The organism is Cyclobacterium sp. L-R, assembly GCF_056859355.1.
Genome location: NZ_JBSXOH010000073.1, coordinates 153031 through 168658, shown reverse-complemented (window position 1 = coordinate 168658; position 15628 = coordinate 153031). Strand labels below are relative to the sequence as shown.

The 15628-nt window shown below is 37.7% G+C and carries 14 protein-coding genes; 3 read left to right on the top strand and 11 right to left on the bottom strand.

Annotated elements, in window-relative coordinates; all coding sequences use genetic code 11:
• Nucleotides 1-46 precede the first annotated feature (46 nt).
• From AC13EX_RS12850 to AC13EX_RS12840, 3 genes are all read right to left on the bottom strand, one after another.
• Complete coding sequence (locus AC13EX_RS12850; RefSeq protein ID WP_482892985.1) at nt 47-1480, bottom strand: PAS domain-containing sensor histidine kinase; 1434 nt, start codon at nt 1478-1480, stop codon at nt 47-49.
• Between the two features lie 161 nt (nt 1481-1641).
• Nucleotides 1642-2262, bottom strand: coding sequence for a sugar O-acetyltransferase (locus tag AC13EX_RS12845; protein WP_482892984.1), 621 nt, complete (start codon nt 2260-2262; stop codon nt 1642-1644).
• Nucleotides 2237-4123, bottom strand: coding sequence for a mechanosensitive ion channel domain-containing protein (locus AC13EX_RS12840; protein WP_482892983.1), 1887 nt, complete (start codon nt 4121-4123; stop codon nt 2237-2239). Before AC13EX_RS12840 ends, AC13EX_RS12845 begins: the two co-directional genes overlap by 26 nt.
• Before the next feature lie 285 nt (nt 4124-4408).
• On the opposite strand from AC13EX_RS12840, the gene AC13EX_RS12835 reads away from it, so the two are divergent.
• Nucleotides 4409-4906: a ClbS/DfsB family four-helix bundle protein gene (locus AC13EX_RS12835; RefSeq protein WP_482892982.1), complete on the top strand. Its 498-nt coding sequence runs from the start codon at nt 4409-4411 to the stop codon at nt 4904-4906.
• Entirely contained in the window at nt 4903-5298 is a 396-nt protein-coding gene (locus tag AC13EX_RS12830) for a VOC family protein (protein WP_048641485.1), read from the top strand. The genes AC13EX_RS12835 and AC13EX_RS12830 overlap by 4 nt, the downstream gene beginning before the upstream one ends.
• 39 nt (nt 5299-5337) lie before the next feature.
• Here the strand turns inward: AC13EX_RS12830 and AC13EX_RS12825 are convergent, their stop codons facing one another.
• Together AC13EX_RS12825 and AC13EX_RS12820 are read right to left on the bottom strand one after the other, a co-directional pair.
• Nucleotides 5338-7143: a hypothetical protein gene (locus tag AC13EX_RS12825; protein ID WP_482892981.1), complete on the bottom strand. Its 1806-nt coding sequence runs from the start codon at nt 7141-7143 to the stop codon at nt 5338-5340.
• Nucleotides 7144-7484: 341 nt separating this feature from the next.
• Entirely contained in the window at nt 7485-8618 is a 1134-nt protein-coding gene (locus AC13EX_RS12820) for an MBL fold metallo-hydrolase (RefSeq protein ID WP_482892980.1), read from the bottom strand.
• A 367-nt stretch (nt 8619-8985) separates the two neighbouring features.
• Here AC13EX_RS12820 and AC13EX_RS12815 point away from each other — a divergent pair, with 367 nt between their 5' ends.
• The gene (locus AC13EX_RS12815; protein WP_048641488.1) at nt 8986-9348 is read left to right on the top strand and encodes a DUF3127 domain-containing protein; all 363 of its coding nucleotides are present in this window, start codon (nt 8986-8988) and stop codon (nt 9346-9348) included.
• 176 nt (nt 9349-9524) lie between these two features.
• Here the strand turns inward: AC13EX_RS12815 and purE are convergent, their stop codons facing one another.
• The 6 genes from purE to AC13EX_RS12785 form a co-directional block, all read right to left on the bottom strand.
• Nucleotides 9525-10046 carry a 5-(carboxyamino)imidazole ribonucleotide mutase gene (gene purE, locus AC13EX_RS12810; protein ID WP_339717435.1) on the bottom strand — a complete coding sequence of 174 codons (522 nt, stop codon included), beginning with the start codon at nt 10044-10046 and terminating at the stop codon, nt 9525-9527.
• Nucleotides 10043-11182 carry a 5-(carboxyamino)imidazole ribonucleotide synthase gene (locus tag AC13EX_RS12805; protein ID WP_339717433.1) on the bottom strand — a complete coding sequence of 380 codons (1140 nt, stop codon included), beginning with the start codon at nt 11180-11182 and terminating at the stop codon, nt 10043-10045. Before AC13EX_RS12805 ends, purE begins: the two co-directional genes overlap by 4 nt.
• Before the next feature lie 215 nt (nt 11183-11397).
• Entirely contained in the window at nt 11398-11550 is a 153-nt protein-coding gene (locus tag AC13EX_RS12800; RefSeq protein WP_157470385.1) for a lmo0937 family membrane protein, read from the bottom strand.
• An 80-nt stretch (nt 11551-11630) separates the two neighbouring features.
• Nucleotides 11631-13409, bottom strand: a complete 1779-nt coding sequence (locus AC13EX_RS12795; protein ID WP_482892979.1) for a MutS-related protein — start codon at nt 13407-13409, stop codon at nt 11631-11633.
• Between the two features lie 292 nt (nt 13410-13701).
• Nucleotides 13702-15309: a PepSY-associated TM helix domain-containing protein gene (locus tag AC13EX_RS12790; RefSeq protein ID WP_482892978.1), complete on the bottom strand. Its 1608-nt coding sequence runs from the start codon at nt 15307-15309 to the stop codon at nt 13702-13704.
• 10 nt (nt 15310-15319) lie between these two features.
• On the bottom strand, nt 15320-15613 hold the full coding sequence (locus tag AC13EX_RS12785; RefSeq protein ID WP_048641493.1) for a hypothetical protein: 294 nt from the start codon (nt 15611-15613) through the stop codon (nt 15320-15322).
• Between the last annotated feature and the right edge of the window lie 15 nt (nt 15614-15628).

Genomic DNA, 15628 nt, shown 5'->3' with positions numbered 1-15628 from the left:
GGGGTGTTTTCAAATTTTAACTCCACCTCTGCACTTTTAGCCTTGATTAAGCGCTAGTTATTTCATGAATAGTAAAATAAAACTTACTACCTTTCCCCTGTTCAGATTCCATCCAGATTTTCCCCCCATGTAGGTCCACAATCTTCCTACAATGAGCAAGCCCTATACCTGTTCCTTCATAATCCTTACCTGCATGTAAGCGTTGGTAAATAATAAAAATCTTTTCTTTGTATTCAGGTGATATTCCTATTCCGTTGTCTGAAACACAAAATTTCCAATCTCCTTCTTCTTTAGAAGCAGAGACACTTATTTCAGCTGGCCTATTTGGGTCTCTGAACTTTATTGCATTGCCTATCAGGTTTTGAAACAACAACTTGATCTCTACTTCATAACCCAATATTTTCGGAAGTTCACTCACCTTTATTACAGCATTTATTTCCTTTATCAAGGGGTCGAAGTCATCCTGTACCATTGCCAATACAACATTACAATCAACTGACTCTAATTTTGTGTTGGACCCTATTCTTGAATAATCTAACAAACCCTTAATTAGCTGACTCATACGGGTGGTGGCTTCGGTAATGAAATACATAAACTTGAGCCCCATCTCATCAAGTTCTGTTGAATAATTCTCCTTCAAAAGTCCTGTAAAACTCAAAACATTACGCAAAGGTTCTTGAAGGTCATGGGAAGCTATATAGGCAAATTGCTCTAATTCTTTGTTCTTATTTTGTAATTGTTGGTTGTATTTTTCTAGCTCTTTTTCAACCTTCTTTCTCTTGGTAATATCACGAATAGCAGCACTAACAAGCATTCCTTCTTCCGTTTCCAAAGGACTCAATGAAATTTCAACGGGGAAATTTTTTCCGGATTTTTTCTTCCCATACAATTCCATCCCCTGGCCCATATTTCTGGTTTTAGGTTTAGAAGTATATTTAGATCTATTGGCCCTGTGATATTTAAGAAACTTATCAGGAATCAATAGCTCCACTTCTTTTCCTAAAAGCTCTTCCTTTTTATATCCGAAAAGTTTTTCTGTCTGTGCATTAATCAATACTATTTCTCCGGCTTTATTTACAATTACCATTGCATCCGGTGCAGTCTCTAAAAGCGCTTGCGCCTTACTAATTGCTTTTTCGTATTGACTAACCAAACGAACAATACTAGAAATACCAGAAATTTTACCATTCTGATCTTTGATAGGTGAGTATTGTATTGAAGCAGCCCGTCTCTTCTTCTCTTTATTAATATAATCGGTACGAATAGGCTTTAATGACTCATTAAAGATTAAAGTTTCAACAATGTTTTCAAATCCCTGGTTTTCGCAGTCTACGAAAAACTCCTTGTAATTTCTACCTATCAATTCAGTTGCTGAATACCCTAGTAAATCACATGCTGCCTTATTGCAATAATTTATTTCCCATGCCAAGTTTAGTCCAAATATGGCATCATATGTACTGTCTAAAATGTGTTGTCCCATTAAAAGGTGTATTTACGAAGGGTTTAATAGAATACATGGAATTGAATGGCTTGTTCTTTCAATATTTCTTTGTACAATGGTAAACACATATCCGTTTTTAGATTTGAATTTATACTTTTAACAGGGCAATCTTGAATTTGCAAGCTTGAATAGCCATCCATTTATAGGTCTTGTTTAAGGTTTTTCCGAACAGCGCAAGGATTTCCAAATGCCAAAACATCATCAGGAATATTTTTCGTTACCACACTTCCAGCTCCTACGGTTACATTATTCCCAATATTCACTCCTGGCAAAATGACTGTATTTCCACCTATCCATACATTGTCCCCAATGGTAACTGGCTTCGAAGATGTCAAATAACGGGAACCATTATTTGCATCTACAATTCTTTCAGAAGCATTCAAAGGGTGGACAGAGGTATATATTTGCACATAAGGGCCAATCAATCCATTCTTTCCAATTGTGATGTAATTGTTGTCCAAAAACATGCAGTTTAGGTTTACAAAGGTATTTTGACCAATTGAAATATTAGGGCCGTAATCACAATAAAAGGGCGCCTCAATCCATACACCTATACCAATTTTCGCTAATAAAGCTGTCAGAATCTGCTCTCGCTCTTTTAAATCCTCCGAGTCAAGGTTATTGTATTGCTTTATGAGCTTCCTTGCATTATGATACATTTTCAGTAATTCCGGATCTCTGGAATTATAAAGGTCTCCATTAAGCATTTTCTCTTTCTCTGTCATGCTGATTTTTTCATTGCTCTTCTTTTCCCTTATCAAGCTTAACATTAAAGTGAGGCACCTTATAATCTTTGGGTAAATAATCGGCCGGTATGGTGGTCATGTTCCCATCCCTTGCTGCTCTGTAATGAGGCGATAAAATTTCAATATCACTTTCATTACACACGTCCTGAATGTTCTGGTGAAGGCTAGAATAGATAAGTGCCTGCTTGCTTGCCTCACGTGTATAAGCGTTGATCTGGTAGGCGACATAAAAATCTTCCAAACTGGTTTGCAGAACATAGGGCGCAGGTTCATCCAAGATCATGTCAGTCCTTCTAGCAGCTTCGATAAGCACCTTATGTACTTTTGGCCAAGGAACATCATAACCAATGGTCACCGTGGTATTTACGATTAAGCCTTTGTCTTTCGCCTCAATACTATAGTTGGTGGTGTTTTCTGTAAGCACTGAGGAGTTTGGAATGGTGATAACTTCATTTTTTATGGTCCTCACTCGAGTCACTAACAAAGTTTTTTCAATTATATCCCCAGTCACATTGTCAATCTTAATCCGGTCCCCAATTTTAAATGGTCGCATATAGGTAATCACTAATCCAGCTACCATATTAGAAATGGCGGAAGATGAACCTAAAGAGAATAAAACGCCAACAAATACTGAAACTCCCTTAAAAATAGCAGATTCCGACCCGGGTAAATAAGGGAAAATTAGCACAAACATAAAGGCGTACAATAAAAACTGAACAATGCTAAAGGTCGGCATAGCCCAATCAGAATGAAAATCGGACAAGACCAACTTCTCAGCCTCAATTTCCTGAAAGATGTACTTTACAAATTTAATGACATACTTCATCACAAAGTAAATCACTAGAATTTTAAAAAGGTTGGGAATATATGTCCAAATAGATATTAGCAGTCCTTTGAATGGTGACCAAATGAGATAAAATAGTGTATTGGCCCAATCCCGAGAAAATGGAAAAATACTGAAAATGATAGGCAAGGTGATGTATAACAAAAGGAAATAGACAAACCAACGCAAAACCTTAATTAAAAAAAGTAATATTTGGGTTTCTTGATCTACCGTAAGAAAGGTATAATCCTTATAGGATAAGTCTTGAAGCCATTTTTCCTTATTGGTATCAAAATTAATTACCAACCTCGTATAGCCCTTTCCTATAAGCCCAATGAAAACCCAGGCCACAAGAATTACAAAAAAAACCAAGCCTATCCTTGATAACAGCTTTAACCAACTGTTTTCGTCTTTGGCTTGAACAATTGCCGATTTAATTATTTGTTGAAAGTTTTCAGACAGTTCTTTCTTGCTCTTTCCGTACCAAAGCGCATCATTTTCCGATACACTTGCAATGATCAAATCCTTATAAACAATGTCATAAGTTTCTTCCGTGTCTGAAATCCGGATAGAATCCTCGATTAAAAAATCATCTTGGTAAAGTTGGTTAATTTTATTGCTGATACTTACCGCTCTTTCTTTAGGTGAAGCCGCACCCATTTTAGTGTAAATATAGAATAACGTATCATTTTTAAAACCCAATACTGGATACCCCTTGGCGGTATTTTTTAATGAATCAATTTGGGCGATTTTATTGGCAATTCTCCGTTTTTCGTTTTCTTTGATCGTTTCTAGCTGTTGGATCAAATCTATTTTTTGAAGGTTATCTGTGGTTTTAAGCTTTAATAGCTGGGCTTCTAATTCTGCCTTTTTCAAGGAGTCAGCAAGTCTCTCCTTTTCAACCTCAGCTAATTTTCTATCGTATTCGAGTAAATTCGCATTGTTAATTGAGTCATTTTTTAGGGCCAAACTATCTGTCTGCCCATAGGTAAACAAGGTCATCCCACACAAAAGAAAAAGACCTTGTAATACGTTTCGAAAATTCTTCCACATAGTAATATTATAAGTTATAAATATAGTAAAAGAAGGCTAAATAAAAAGATGCTTGCAGAAGACCCTCAAAAAGCAATAAAAATGTTTATTGTACCTTATTTTAGACATGTTTCAACATGTTTTGGTAGATTTAAGAATAAAATCTACCTTAACCTCTACCAGAATCGGCAGATGCCTGATAGATTAAATAAGATTTCTTCAGAAAAATGGAAGCAGATTTTGGAAAGAAAAAACATCTGAGGAGGCCTTTTGTTTTAATTTTTAAAGTCTTTAAAATACAAATCTATGCCCAGACCAAAATCGAAAGAAGAGCTTATAGCTTTAAGTCAAAAAAACCTTGACAAGCTTATTGGTATGGTAAATAATTACCCAGAGCAAAAAACAGTTCAAGAATTTCCTGCAGGAACATTAAACCGAAACATTAAAGATGTTCTGGCTCATTTACACACTTGGCACCTGATGATGTTAGAATGGTACAAAGTAGGAATGAATGGGGACGAGCCTGCTATTCCTTCTCTTGGATATACCTGGAAAACACTTCCTGAACTAAACAGGAAGATTCAAGACGAGAATAAAGGCCTCCCACTACCAAAGTCAATCAATTTGTTACTTGAGTCTCATGTTGAGATTCACAAAATAATGGACAAGCATACGGAGGAAGAGCTATTTGAGAAAAAAAGATACCATTGGACCGGTAGCACTTCACTGGCTGCTTACCTGATCTCGAATACTTCCAGTCATTATGATTGGGCAATAAAACTTATAAAAAAAGCACTAAAATGAAATACGGCTATACGATATTCTATGTTAACAATGTACAGGAAACCATTGCATTCTATGAAAAAGCATTTGGGTTCCAAAAGAAATTTGTGACCCCTGAAAATGACTACGGCGAATTAATCTCAGGAGAAACCACCATATCCTTTGCTTCGATAGGCTTAGGCAATGCCAATTTTAAAAAGGGATTTAACCTTTTGGACAAAAGTGATAAGCCTGTAGGCATGGAAATGGCCTTCGTGACCGAGAACATTGAAAAAGACTTTCAAAAAGCGATTGAGGCAGGTGCCAGCGAATTTGAATATATCAAAGAAAAACCCTGGGGCCAAAAAGTGGGTTACCTTAGGGACTTAAATGGTATAATTATTGAAATATGTACACCTATTGATAACAAATAGAGTTCACTCAAAATTATAGGATCTTCCTATTCACCCGCTTCATTCTTGAGCATCAGGGGCAAGTTCATAACAGCCTATGGTTGGAAAATTTCGTATTTCATTCCCCTCAAGATCAAAGAAGTTTTTTATAGGTGTAGCTGCACCAATTAATGGGGATCCATGAGCTGGGCGGTAATTTCCACCAGCCATGTCTACAAAATAAGAGGGCTTTAAAGGACTTACAGAAGTTATAATATCACCTCCACCAGAACCTGCCAACCTACCAAATACAGTATTGATAATAGTTGTAGCTGCCCTTCTATCTATTTTTCCCGGAACGGTACAGTTACTTATCACTGTGCCAGAAGTATCCTGAAAAACCACAATTCCAGGAGAATCACCAAGATTACACATTTGAATGATGGTGTCAGTAGCATCCTGAGCGATAGTAAGCCCACCTTTTGCCCTGGAAGAATTTACTACATCTATATTGATAAAATAAATACCTATTGGTGTTTTATCAGTCGGGCCATTGTTAACGGATTGACAGATAAACCGTGTACAACCATCTATCAGGATGTGTTTAAATCCTGAATTTTTAATCCTAAAGCTATCGTCTAAGCCATTATGAGATACATGTCGAAATGGGTTCATTGCATCCATATATCCTTTAAGGTAAAACCACTCATAGGTATGGGCCTCTGCTCTGATCTGAATTCCTAGGCTTCTTTTATTATCTAAACATTGCAAATCAGCATATTTTAAATCCACAAACGGTGCATTAGCAGCTGATAAAGGCGTTTCTGAGTCTATTATAGACGTATGGCATCGAAAATTTCGACCTTTTACCCCCCCTCCCTCAAACTTAATGGCTCTATGTTTACTATCGTATGTTTCAATATCCTGAAACAAGGCTTCCAAAAACCCTGAATCCTCAGCCCCTGGATGATTTTTAACCCAGAAAAAACCATCTTCCCAAGTAAGTACTGTACTACACTTCAACCTTATAAACCTATTTCCCTTACCATACATCCCGACTTGATAAGGATACCATGGCCCATCTCCATCAAAATCCGTTTCAATATCCATAATACAGATATTATGGGCTACTCCCTCTGGGTTAGTTTTCATCGTAACAGATGTCCCATTTAATCTGGCATCACCTACATCGCAAAATCGCTCAGAAGATTTATTGTTACTACCGTCAATAATCGGCCTTGGGCCTTTACCCCATGCACCTAAAGTTAGGTATGCAGGTCTCTTACCTCCAATCAAGGGATTTTGCACTTTGGTCCAATCTTCAATACGTTGACCTCTTTTCCACAAATAAAAATACCCAGCTTTACCTGTTGCAATTGCTGGGGCACTTCCATAAAAATGGTCCTGCCATCTTTTATAAGGATTATTTCTAGTTCCTTCTCCTTTACCATCTACCTTAAAGTCGAAATAAACACAGTTTTTAGCAGGAATCCTGTAAACCTTGCAAATGGTATCTTCAAAGTAGGTTTCAAATAATTTTACCCTTACCGTTAAATACCTCGTTGAAACAAAAAGCGAAGACTTTTCTATTTTCAACTCCCCCTGTGAAGAAATGGAAAAAGCCTTATCAGAATTCCCAGACCTGATTTCGAAACTATAAGAAGAGTCATCAATGGATGTTCCCCACCTTCTATTGAAAAATTTTTGATGACTCCATAAAAAATTTACCTTTCCAACATTATCTCCTTCATCACAGTCTTCTGGTAAAATATAATATTGATGGTAAATAGGTTCTTTGGAAGCAACTTCAGGAGCCGTCCGAATGTCTTCAATATGTGTAATTGGATGTTTAAATGAAGAATAATCTACCATAGTGCTCCCTATCATGCCTTTTGATAATTTTACCAGTCCTTGTATTTACCGGACTCAATTATTGAAAAAAACACCCTACTACTAAATTTAATGGTGCCTTAACTCGGAATATGCAATAGAACTTCTATTACTTGATGTAATTCCTTTGAACACTATTGCATAATCCGGGCTAAAATATAAAAATAACCCTTTGAGGTTCCCAATTCAAAGGTACAAATAATTTCTTTTAGCAAAACTCCTAGAAAGACCCCAACTAAGCTAAATACCTTCCCCTAAGTAGTAATACCCTAGAAAACCAGTCTATACAAACTTTAGAACTATCAGAAACCAGGGTCTTAAAACTATGAAAATGCTTTTTATTGTTGCCACCAATTGGGTTCACTGATAACCATACTATCCAACTCTATCTGTTCCCCAATTCTAGGTGTAATTATACCGATTCCCAGTTCCCTGGCTTTTCGAGAAACTCGCTCCACAGGATCTGTCCAGGTATGGTGAGACAACTTAAAAGCTCCCCAGTGAATCGGCATAATCATTTTAGCATTAACATCTACTCCCGCCATTGCCGTTTGTTCGGGAAACATATGCACTGTTGGCCATAATTCATTGTATTGCCCACATTCCAGTAAAGCCAGATCGAAAGGCCCATACCTCTCGCCAATTTCTTTGAAATGGGGTGCATATCCACTGTCCCCACTAAAGAAAAGGTTTTCGGTAGGTGATTGGATGATCCACGAAGACCATAGCGTTTGGGCCCTATCGGAAATACCCCGACCAGAAAAATGTTGGGCTGGGGTACAACGAAAAGTCAGTTCCTCAAAACTTACTTCTTCCCACCAATCTAATTCTACTATGTTTTCTTTTGCCACTCCCCAGGCTTCTAAATGTGCCCCTACACCCAATGGGGCATAGAAAGTCTTCACTTTGTCTTTTAACTTTTGGACGGAACCGTAGTCCAAATGATCATAATGATCATGGGTAAAAAAAACAGCATCAATAAAAGGTATTTTTTCTATAGCTATGGGAAGCTCATCACTAAAACGCTTGGTTCCCAACATCGGGTGGGGTGCAGGAACTGTTCCCAGCATGGGATCAACGAGAATGATTTTATTGCTTATCTGCAGGAGAAAAGTTGAATGACCAAACCAAACCAGTCTGGTTTTTGGCCCGTACTCTATTATATCTAAAGAATCAATTTTAAGGGTTTCAATATTTTGATCGGGAACAGAATGAGGTATGGTTTTTAACATTCCACCAATGGCTTTGAGCATGTCCCTTCCGCTTAAGTCCATATTGATATCTCCATAATTGACAAACTTTCCTTTTTTGAAGTGATCAGATTTGGAATAAGCCAATCTTTGCTCTTCACTGGCTTTTCCTCCAAATTCAGGGCTAAAATGAAGGAACAAAAACCCTCCGATGACAATTAGGGCAATGGTTCCAATGAATAATGCTATCATAGTGTATATAATCTTCTTAATTCTTTTCATTTATTTAAATTGTAATAGACTATCGCAAGTTGAAGACAGTGATTTCTAATCGGTCCTAAAAATACACGCTTTTCAAAGTAGTTCTTTAAAAATAATTCTTTCAATAAAGTTCAATTTATTCTGAGGGCAGTGTAGAAAAAATTTCATTCTTTACTCTTGTTAGAGTTTATTCTAAAGTTAACGGGTAAATAGCATTTCTGGTTGATTTAATTTTTTATATTAAAAAAGCCCCTGTTAAATCAGATCCTTCTAAAATGGAATTATAGAGCTGAATTTACAAATAGTATTTTCCAAAGGCATTTCTTCCCTGTTTTAAAATCCAACAGGATTTAATTACCTTCGTTTTTTCATCAAAATAGTTTAGAAAATGGAAATATCAGGAAAAATCATACAAGCACTTGAAGAACAATCTGGAAACGGCAGAAACGGAACCTGGAAAAAAAGAGACTATATTCTGGAAACACCTGGTCAATATCCAAAAAAGGTATGTCTTACGGTTTGGGGAGACAAAATAGACCAGTTTAACATTCAACAAGGGCAAGAAATTACGGCAAGTATAGAGGTTGAAAGTAGGGAATTTAACGGCCGCTGGTATACAGATGTTAAAATTTGGAGGGTAAATAATTCAGGAACTGCTAATGCCACTCCTACAGCTGCTGCACAAAAAAATGATATGCCAGATGTAACCACCTTTAATGACGATAGTGACGGTGATGTTTTGCCTTTTTAAAAGCTGGGTTTAAAGGGATGTTTCCTAACTAGAGCACAGAAGGTTTCAAATCGCAACTTGCTAATAGCCATTTTCCTCTACCATTTATATGGCACATTACAAATCAGAGGTTACCGGTTGGAAAACAAAAAAGGCGGGTGCTAATTAAAGCGTCCGCCTTATTTTAATTTTTATTCTTACTTACTATTTAACACCTTTTTCCAACCCAGCTCTTCAACATTCTTGGCAGATTCCTCTACTTTATCAGAAAGCGATTGCTTAAAGTTTACCAAATTTTCAGAAATTTCATCATCAAAAGCTGCAACGATAGAGGTTGCTAAAATTCCTGCATTCTTACCTCCATTTAGCGCCACCGTGGCTACGGGTATTCCTGAAGGCATTTGTAATATGGAAAGTATGCTGTCCCAACCATCTATGGAGTTCGAAGACTTAACCGGTACACCAATTACCGGCAAACTGGTTAAGGAAGCCACCATTCCTGGTAAATGTGCCGCTCCACCAGCACCAGCAATAATTACCTTAATGCCTCTTTTTTTGGCTTCTTGAGCATAATTGATCATGCGAACCGGAGTCCTGTGTGCCGAAACTATGGTCAGTTCATACCCCACATTCATCTCTTCCAGAAACTTAGCTGCTTCAGACATTATGGGGAGATCTGATTGACTACCCATGATGATTCCTACTCTTATCTCGCTCATGCTTTTATTTTTATAAGTTCTTTTATTCTTTCTGCTTTTTCCTTTAGTTGGCTTGGCTCATCCGCAAGAATTGTCACATGGCCCATTTTCCTGAAGGGCTTGGTTATCTTTTTACCATAAAGATGAAGATATACCCCCTTTTCTTTTAGGGCTTCATCCATCCCCTCCACAATAGCCTCTCCTGTAAACCCATCTTCACCTAATAGGTTGACCATGGCAGCAGGACATAGCAATGCAGTATCTCCCAGGGGCATCCCCATTATGGATCTTAAGTGCTGTTCAAACTGAGAAGTGTAGTTGGCTTCTATGGTATGGTGGCCACTATTATGGGGTCGAGGAGCTATTTCATTCACCAATAACTCACCATCCTTTGTCAAAAACATTTCCACTGCCAACAAACCGACCATATCAAGCTTTTGAATTACCTCTTCAGCCAATTCTCTGGCTTTCGCATCCACTTCAGGACTAATATTGGCTGGTGAAAATAAGAATTCTACCAAATTGTGTTCTGGATGAAAAGCACATTCTACTGAAGGGAAACTTTTTACTTCTCCTGCTTCATTTCTAGATACTATCACTGCCAGCTCTTTGTCAAAATCTATTAATTTCTCTAATAGGCCTGGCGCATCGAATGCCTTTTCCAAATCATCGGCATTCCTCATCATTTGTACTCCTCTACCGTCATACCCTTCTTTTCCAAGCTTATTTACTGCTGGTAAAAATTCAGCATTGCGTTTTACTTCCTCCTTGTTTTCTGTTAGAATAAATGGGGAGGTAGGGATGCCTTGGTCCAAATAAAATTGCTTTTGACTTCTTTTATCCTGAATAAGTGCAATAATATGCGGTTGAGGAAAGACTTTTTTTCCTTCCTCCTCAAGACGTAAAAGGGCCTCAGTGTTAACATGTTCTATTTCAATGGAAATAACATCACAATTTTTCCCAAAATTATATACAGCATCGAAATCTTTAAGGTCTCCATTTACAAAATTATTGCTAAGGTATTTGCAAGGCGCATTGGGATCTGGATCTAAAATATGAACCTCAAGGTTGTAATCAATGGCAGATTGGATAAGCATTCTTCCCAATTGTCCTCCACCCAATATACCAAGAGTTTGTTGCTGATAGTTTTTCTGCACGATGTTGTAATTTTACATTTATTATACTTCAAAATTAAGGAATATCCGGGATTATGTTGCAGTGATCAAGTGTAGCAAATAAAATTTATCTAATAAGAAGGAAGGAAATTCCCTTTAATTGGGTCCTTCAATGGCAAAATTCCTTTATGACCTAAAATAAAAAGGGCTACCCAAATGGACAGCCCTGATTTATGCTTTTTAATTCATTGCCATTGCTAGACAGATCTACCGCTAATAAGGCGAAACAATACGGCTATAACAGCCAATACTAGTAAAATGTGAATTAGACCACCTACACTATATACAAAGGCTCCTAATATCCATCCTATTACAAGAATAATCGCGATAATATACAATAATGAACTCATGGTTGTTTTGGTTAGTTTTGTTTATATATTTTAAGATTATATCTCCAATATTTATGCCAAAATAAATATCCATCCTTAACTTAACCTGCGTTCTCAATTTTTATACCCATCAATTCCATTAACTTTTGTGCATTGAAATTAGGGCAAGGTCCTTTCTTTATGGTATAGTCAAAAACAATTTCATCCTTCTGAATATCATGATGAAAGCTATAGTTAACCAAAAAGGGCAACTGCTCTTCCAAGGTGCTTAGTTCAATATCGTGTGTAGAAATAATGCCCTTCGCATTGCTATGTGCCAACTGTCTTATTAATGCCTCACTCCCAAGCACTCTGTCTGCAGTATTGGTTCCTTTCAAAATTTCATCAAGCAGATAAAATACTGGTTCTCCTGCAGATGCTTTTTCTAATACGCCTTTAATTCTTGCCAACTCAGCATAAAAGGAACTTACACTCTCCCCAAGGCTATCCGTATTCCTCATACTCGTATACAATAAGAAGGGACCGGTACTAAACGACCTAGCGAAAGGAGGAATCCCCATCCCAGTCAAAACTAAATTAACACCGAGTGTGCGCATAAAGGTTGTTTTGCCCGACATGTTAGAACCTGTAAGCAGTACTACCTTTTCATTTTCTTTCAAATCAAAATCATTGGCAACACAGGTCCCCGGGTCAATAAGTGGGTGCCTGATCTCTTTACCTATGAAAGTAAATTTTTCTTCCCACTTTACCTGAGTAGTCAAGTTCTCTTCTTCCATAAAAGCAGCCATAGAAACCAAGGCCTCCCAGGTTTCAAAGGTTTCTTCCCACTGCTTCATCTTTTGGCCTGCAAGCTGATTCCATTTTTTCAGTCGATACAAGACATAAAAATCAACCCAAAAAAGTAGGTTGAAAATCAGGTACAACATATTGGTTCTGTTCTCTACCAAGAAAGTGAGACTTTCCAATTCCTTAAGGGCCTTTGAGGCTAAAAAATCCTTTTGTTTAACAGGAGTTTGATGTTTGATAAGCAAAGGGTTTTCAAATTGCTCTCTTTCAAGGAGCTTCGCCCAGGCTTGTAATGTTTTTAGGTCATTGTCATTAGGCAAGGCCTTCATCGCCTCCATCAAAGGCTTAAATATGAATCCCAAAAGCCCCATTCCGACCAGAATGAAAATACTCAAGTATAAGGTAGAAAAGACACTGTACAGAGCACCAAATAAAACGACTAAGCCAACAATTGGCCCCAAAATCATAGGTAGAAAATACATGGAATGCCATGGCTGACTGTTCTTCAGCCAGGCATAAAACCTTGCTTTTCCGTCAGGAGCCTTGTCCTTTTTCATAAAAGCCTTTCCAAAGGCTTCAAAAACAAAAAGAAAGTCCTTTTTACCGCTCAGCTCAAACAATGCCTGTTGTTTCTCTGAAGCATTTTTTGGGTCTAGAGGCGTTTTCATCCAGCTAGCCAGTCTAGCTTTTCCTCCCCGGCTTACGGTATGATTCATCATTTGAAACAATGAATGCTCACCAAATAAATCCAAGTCACTGGCGAAAGGGTGCGAGGATTCCATAAATTCCGATCCAGTGTCAAATTCCTTCAACTCTCTCTTTTTACGCTTTTCCCTGTTCCCGTTCATCTCCTTAACAGCCTGATAAAAACGCTCTCTGTCCTTTTCCTTATTGAATTTTAGGATAAGGGATACAAAAACAAAGGTTACCGGAAAAAACAGGATGAGTAGCCAGTGTATTTCGGAGATGCCAACCACAAGAAGCACAAGCATTAACAGGAAAAGGCCAAGCCGCCCAAAGGACAACATAAGCACTTTGTCCCGGATTGTTTCTAATTTCTTATCCGGATCGGAAAGGTCAAATTCAGTATTCATGAAATAATAGATATTTTGTCAAAAGTCGGATATCTGGAAATAAACAATGGTTTTATTAATCACCAAATCAACAATTTCTCAGTCTAGGCCTATTAAAATATAAATGTAGTATAAAAAGTTAAAACTATTGGAGCGATTCCAATTAGCCCGGATGTAAAACCAAAGCCCAAAACCATTTCTTCATATTAGGGGCTTTGCATAAAATGACTCGTCGCCTACACCCTAATATGAGGGTGTAGGCGACAAGCCCGTTGGGTGACATAAAAATTCTATGGTCTATTAATAGGAGGGATTAAGCAGACACCTTTCTATCTGCAATAATAGGTCTCTGGTTTTCGGTCTTTATTTTCAAGCCAATTAACAAGGCGCTGATGGATGTGATAAGCCAAAAAGCATCTATTAGAAATATATCAGAATAGCCACTTGCCCAACTTACCCAAAGCCAATTTCCTGTTACCATTCCATTGGCCAATGGAACCAATAAGCCTAAAACACTACCCAAAATAAGGGTATATTTATTTGTCAAGGTATTGTTTCTCATAAAGGTAAAAATCAAGGTCAGTAGGAGCCAGGACCAGAAATAGGTTTGGAAAATAAAACCTACTCGATCTGCTGAGGGATCTTGAAGTCCTAGTTTTACCATAAGGAAAGTAAATGCAGTGACAGGATACATGCTTAGACATCCTGCCAGATAAAACCACACCAACCAGGTATTAAACTTTCGCTTGGCAGGGGATACATGTTTTTTATCCCTAGCCACCAACCATATCATCACCCCAGAAATAATCACAAAGCAAGTGACAATTCCCATAATAAAATAAATCAATTTGACGGCAATGCCCCCAAAATCTCCAAAATGTAGGCGTTGCAATACTGTCCTCGATCCATCTATATAAGAAACATCTTTAAAAGGATTTTCTTCGCTAACAATCTCTCCTGTGGAAACCTTATAAGTAATACTCCCTGAACTGGCGAATTTGCGGTCAAAGTCTGATTTACCTTCAAACTTAACATGCATGTTTTGGTCTCCATAATTGAAAATATGAGCGGAGCGGATGTCAAAATCTGGCCATTTTTCCTTGGTCTGTTTCAGGAATGGGTTAATGGAAAACGCACTTTGAAGGTTTTCTCCAGAAAGGGCATAGCTTGGAGGGTTAAACCCAAAATCATCATATGCCTTTTCTATATTGTCTTCATAAAGAAACTTAACAAATGCAGGTGACATCAACGTGGTTCCCACAATCAGATAAACCCCTGTCAATGCGAATATGAATTGGTACGGCAAGCCAAGAATGCCTAGCGCAGTATGGGCATCAGTCCAGAGGTTCTTGATACTGGCTTTAGGCCGAAACATAAAAAAATTACTTATAATTTTCTTCCAATGAACCAGGACACCCGTAATAACGGCAAATAAAAAAAAGAAGGCCACTATACCTGCCAGCAAATAACCTGATCTACCATAAAAATTAAGCTGCGCAAAAAAGTGTAAACGATAAAGAAATTCCCCCAAAGAGTAGGAGCTCCTATAATCATACGTTTTCATATCCTGCGTGTTCAAGTACATGAAAGTGCCTCTTCTTCGTCGTTTAGGACCTTTTTCTTCCAGGTTTATTGCTGGGGATATACTCAAAGACAAACGCTGTTCATCATAGTATTGATTAAAACTAATGTCCCTGTTTACCAAAGTATCATTGGTTTTAAGAGAATCAATCACCCGATCAAAATCCATGTCGCTCATCTTCCAACCTTGAGCCAGCGGTTCATTTCTCTCCCAACTGTTGATCTCATCTCGGAAGAAGGAAAAGGAACCGGCGAAGAAAATGACGTAAAGAGCCAGGCTGATGAAAATGCCTGATATGGTATGGGTATGAAAAAGAATATTGTAAATCCTGTTGCTCATCAGTGTGGAATTAATTGGTTGGGGATTGAAAGAAATAAACGATCGCTGAAAAACAGAGGCTTAGCAGCAAATAAACAGTCCATACTTTCCATCCTTTTTCTGCAATAAATGCCAGAATAAGTAGTGTAACCCAAAGTAAGAACCCACCAAATACAAGGGTATAAAGGACAGATGCCTTGTCCAAAAAAAAGGAAAGCGCGAGAAAGAAAGAAGAGGTAACTAAATAACCTCCAATTAAGCCCGCAGAAATCCTTGAAAAGCGGTGTAGGAAGTCCGGCGATAGGTGTTTTTTATTGGCTGGCATAACTAAAATAATTCA

What these genes read in the sequence shown, in the direction of transcription:
- AC13EX_RS12850 (WP_482892985.1), bottom strand. Translation starts at nt 1,480, where the DNA reads ATGGGACAACACATTTTAGACAGTACATATGATGCCATATTTGGACTA.
- AC13EX_RS12785 (WP_048641493.1), bottom strand. Translation starts at nt 15,613, where the DNA reads ATGCCAGCCAATAAAAAACACCTATCGCCGGACTTCCTACACCGCTTT.
- AC13EX_RS12815 (WP_048641488.1), top strand. Translation starts at nt 8,986, where the DNA reads ATGGAAATATCAGGAAAAATCATACAAGCACTTGAAGAACAATCTGGA.
- purE (WP_339717435.1), bottom strand. Translation starts at nt 10,046, where the DNA reads ATGAGCGAGATAAGAGTAGGAATCATCATGGGTAGTCAATCAGATCTC.
- AC13EX_RS12790 (WP_482892978.1), bottom strand. Translation starts at nt 15,309, where the DNA reads ATGAGCAACAGGATTTACAATATTCTTTTTCATACCCATACCATATCA.
- AC13EX_RS12820 (WP_482892980.1), bottom strand. Translation starts at nt 8,618, where the DNA reads ATGAAAAGAATTAAGAAGATTATATACACTATGATAGCATTATTCATT.
- AC13EX_RS12840 (WP_482892983.1), bottom strand. Translation starts at nt 4,123, where the DNA reads ATGTGGAAGAATTTTCGAAACGTATTACAAGGTCTTTTTCTTTTGTGT.
- AC13EX_RS12830 (WP_048641485.1), top strand. Translation starts at nt 4,903, where the DNA reads ATGAAATACGGCTATACGATATTCTATGTTAACAATGTACAGGAAACC.
- AC13EX_RS12835 (WP_482892982.1), top strand. Translation starts at nt 4,409, where the DNA reads ATGCCCAGACCAAAATCGAAAGAAGAGCTTATAGCTTTAAGTCAAAAA.
- AC13EX_RS12795 (WP_482892979.1), bottom strand. Translation starts at nt 13,409, where the DNA reads ATGAATACTGAATTTGACCTTTCCGATCCGGATAAGAAATTAGAAACA.
- AC13EX_RS12800 (WP_157470385.1), bottom strand. Translation starts at nt 11,550, where the DNA reads ATGAGTTCATTATTGTATATTATCGCGATTATTCTTGTAATAGGATGG.
- AC13EX_RS12825 (WP_482892981.1), bottom strand. Translation starts at nt 7,143, where the DNA reads ATGATAGGGAGCACTATGGTAGATTATTCTTCATTTAAACATCCAATT.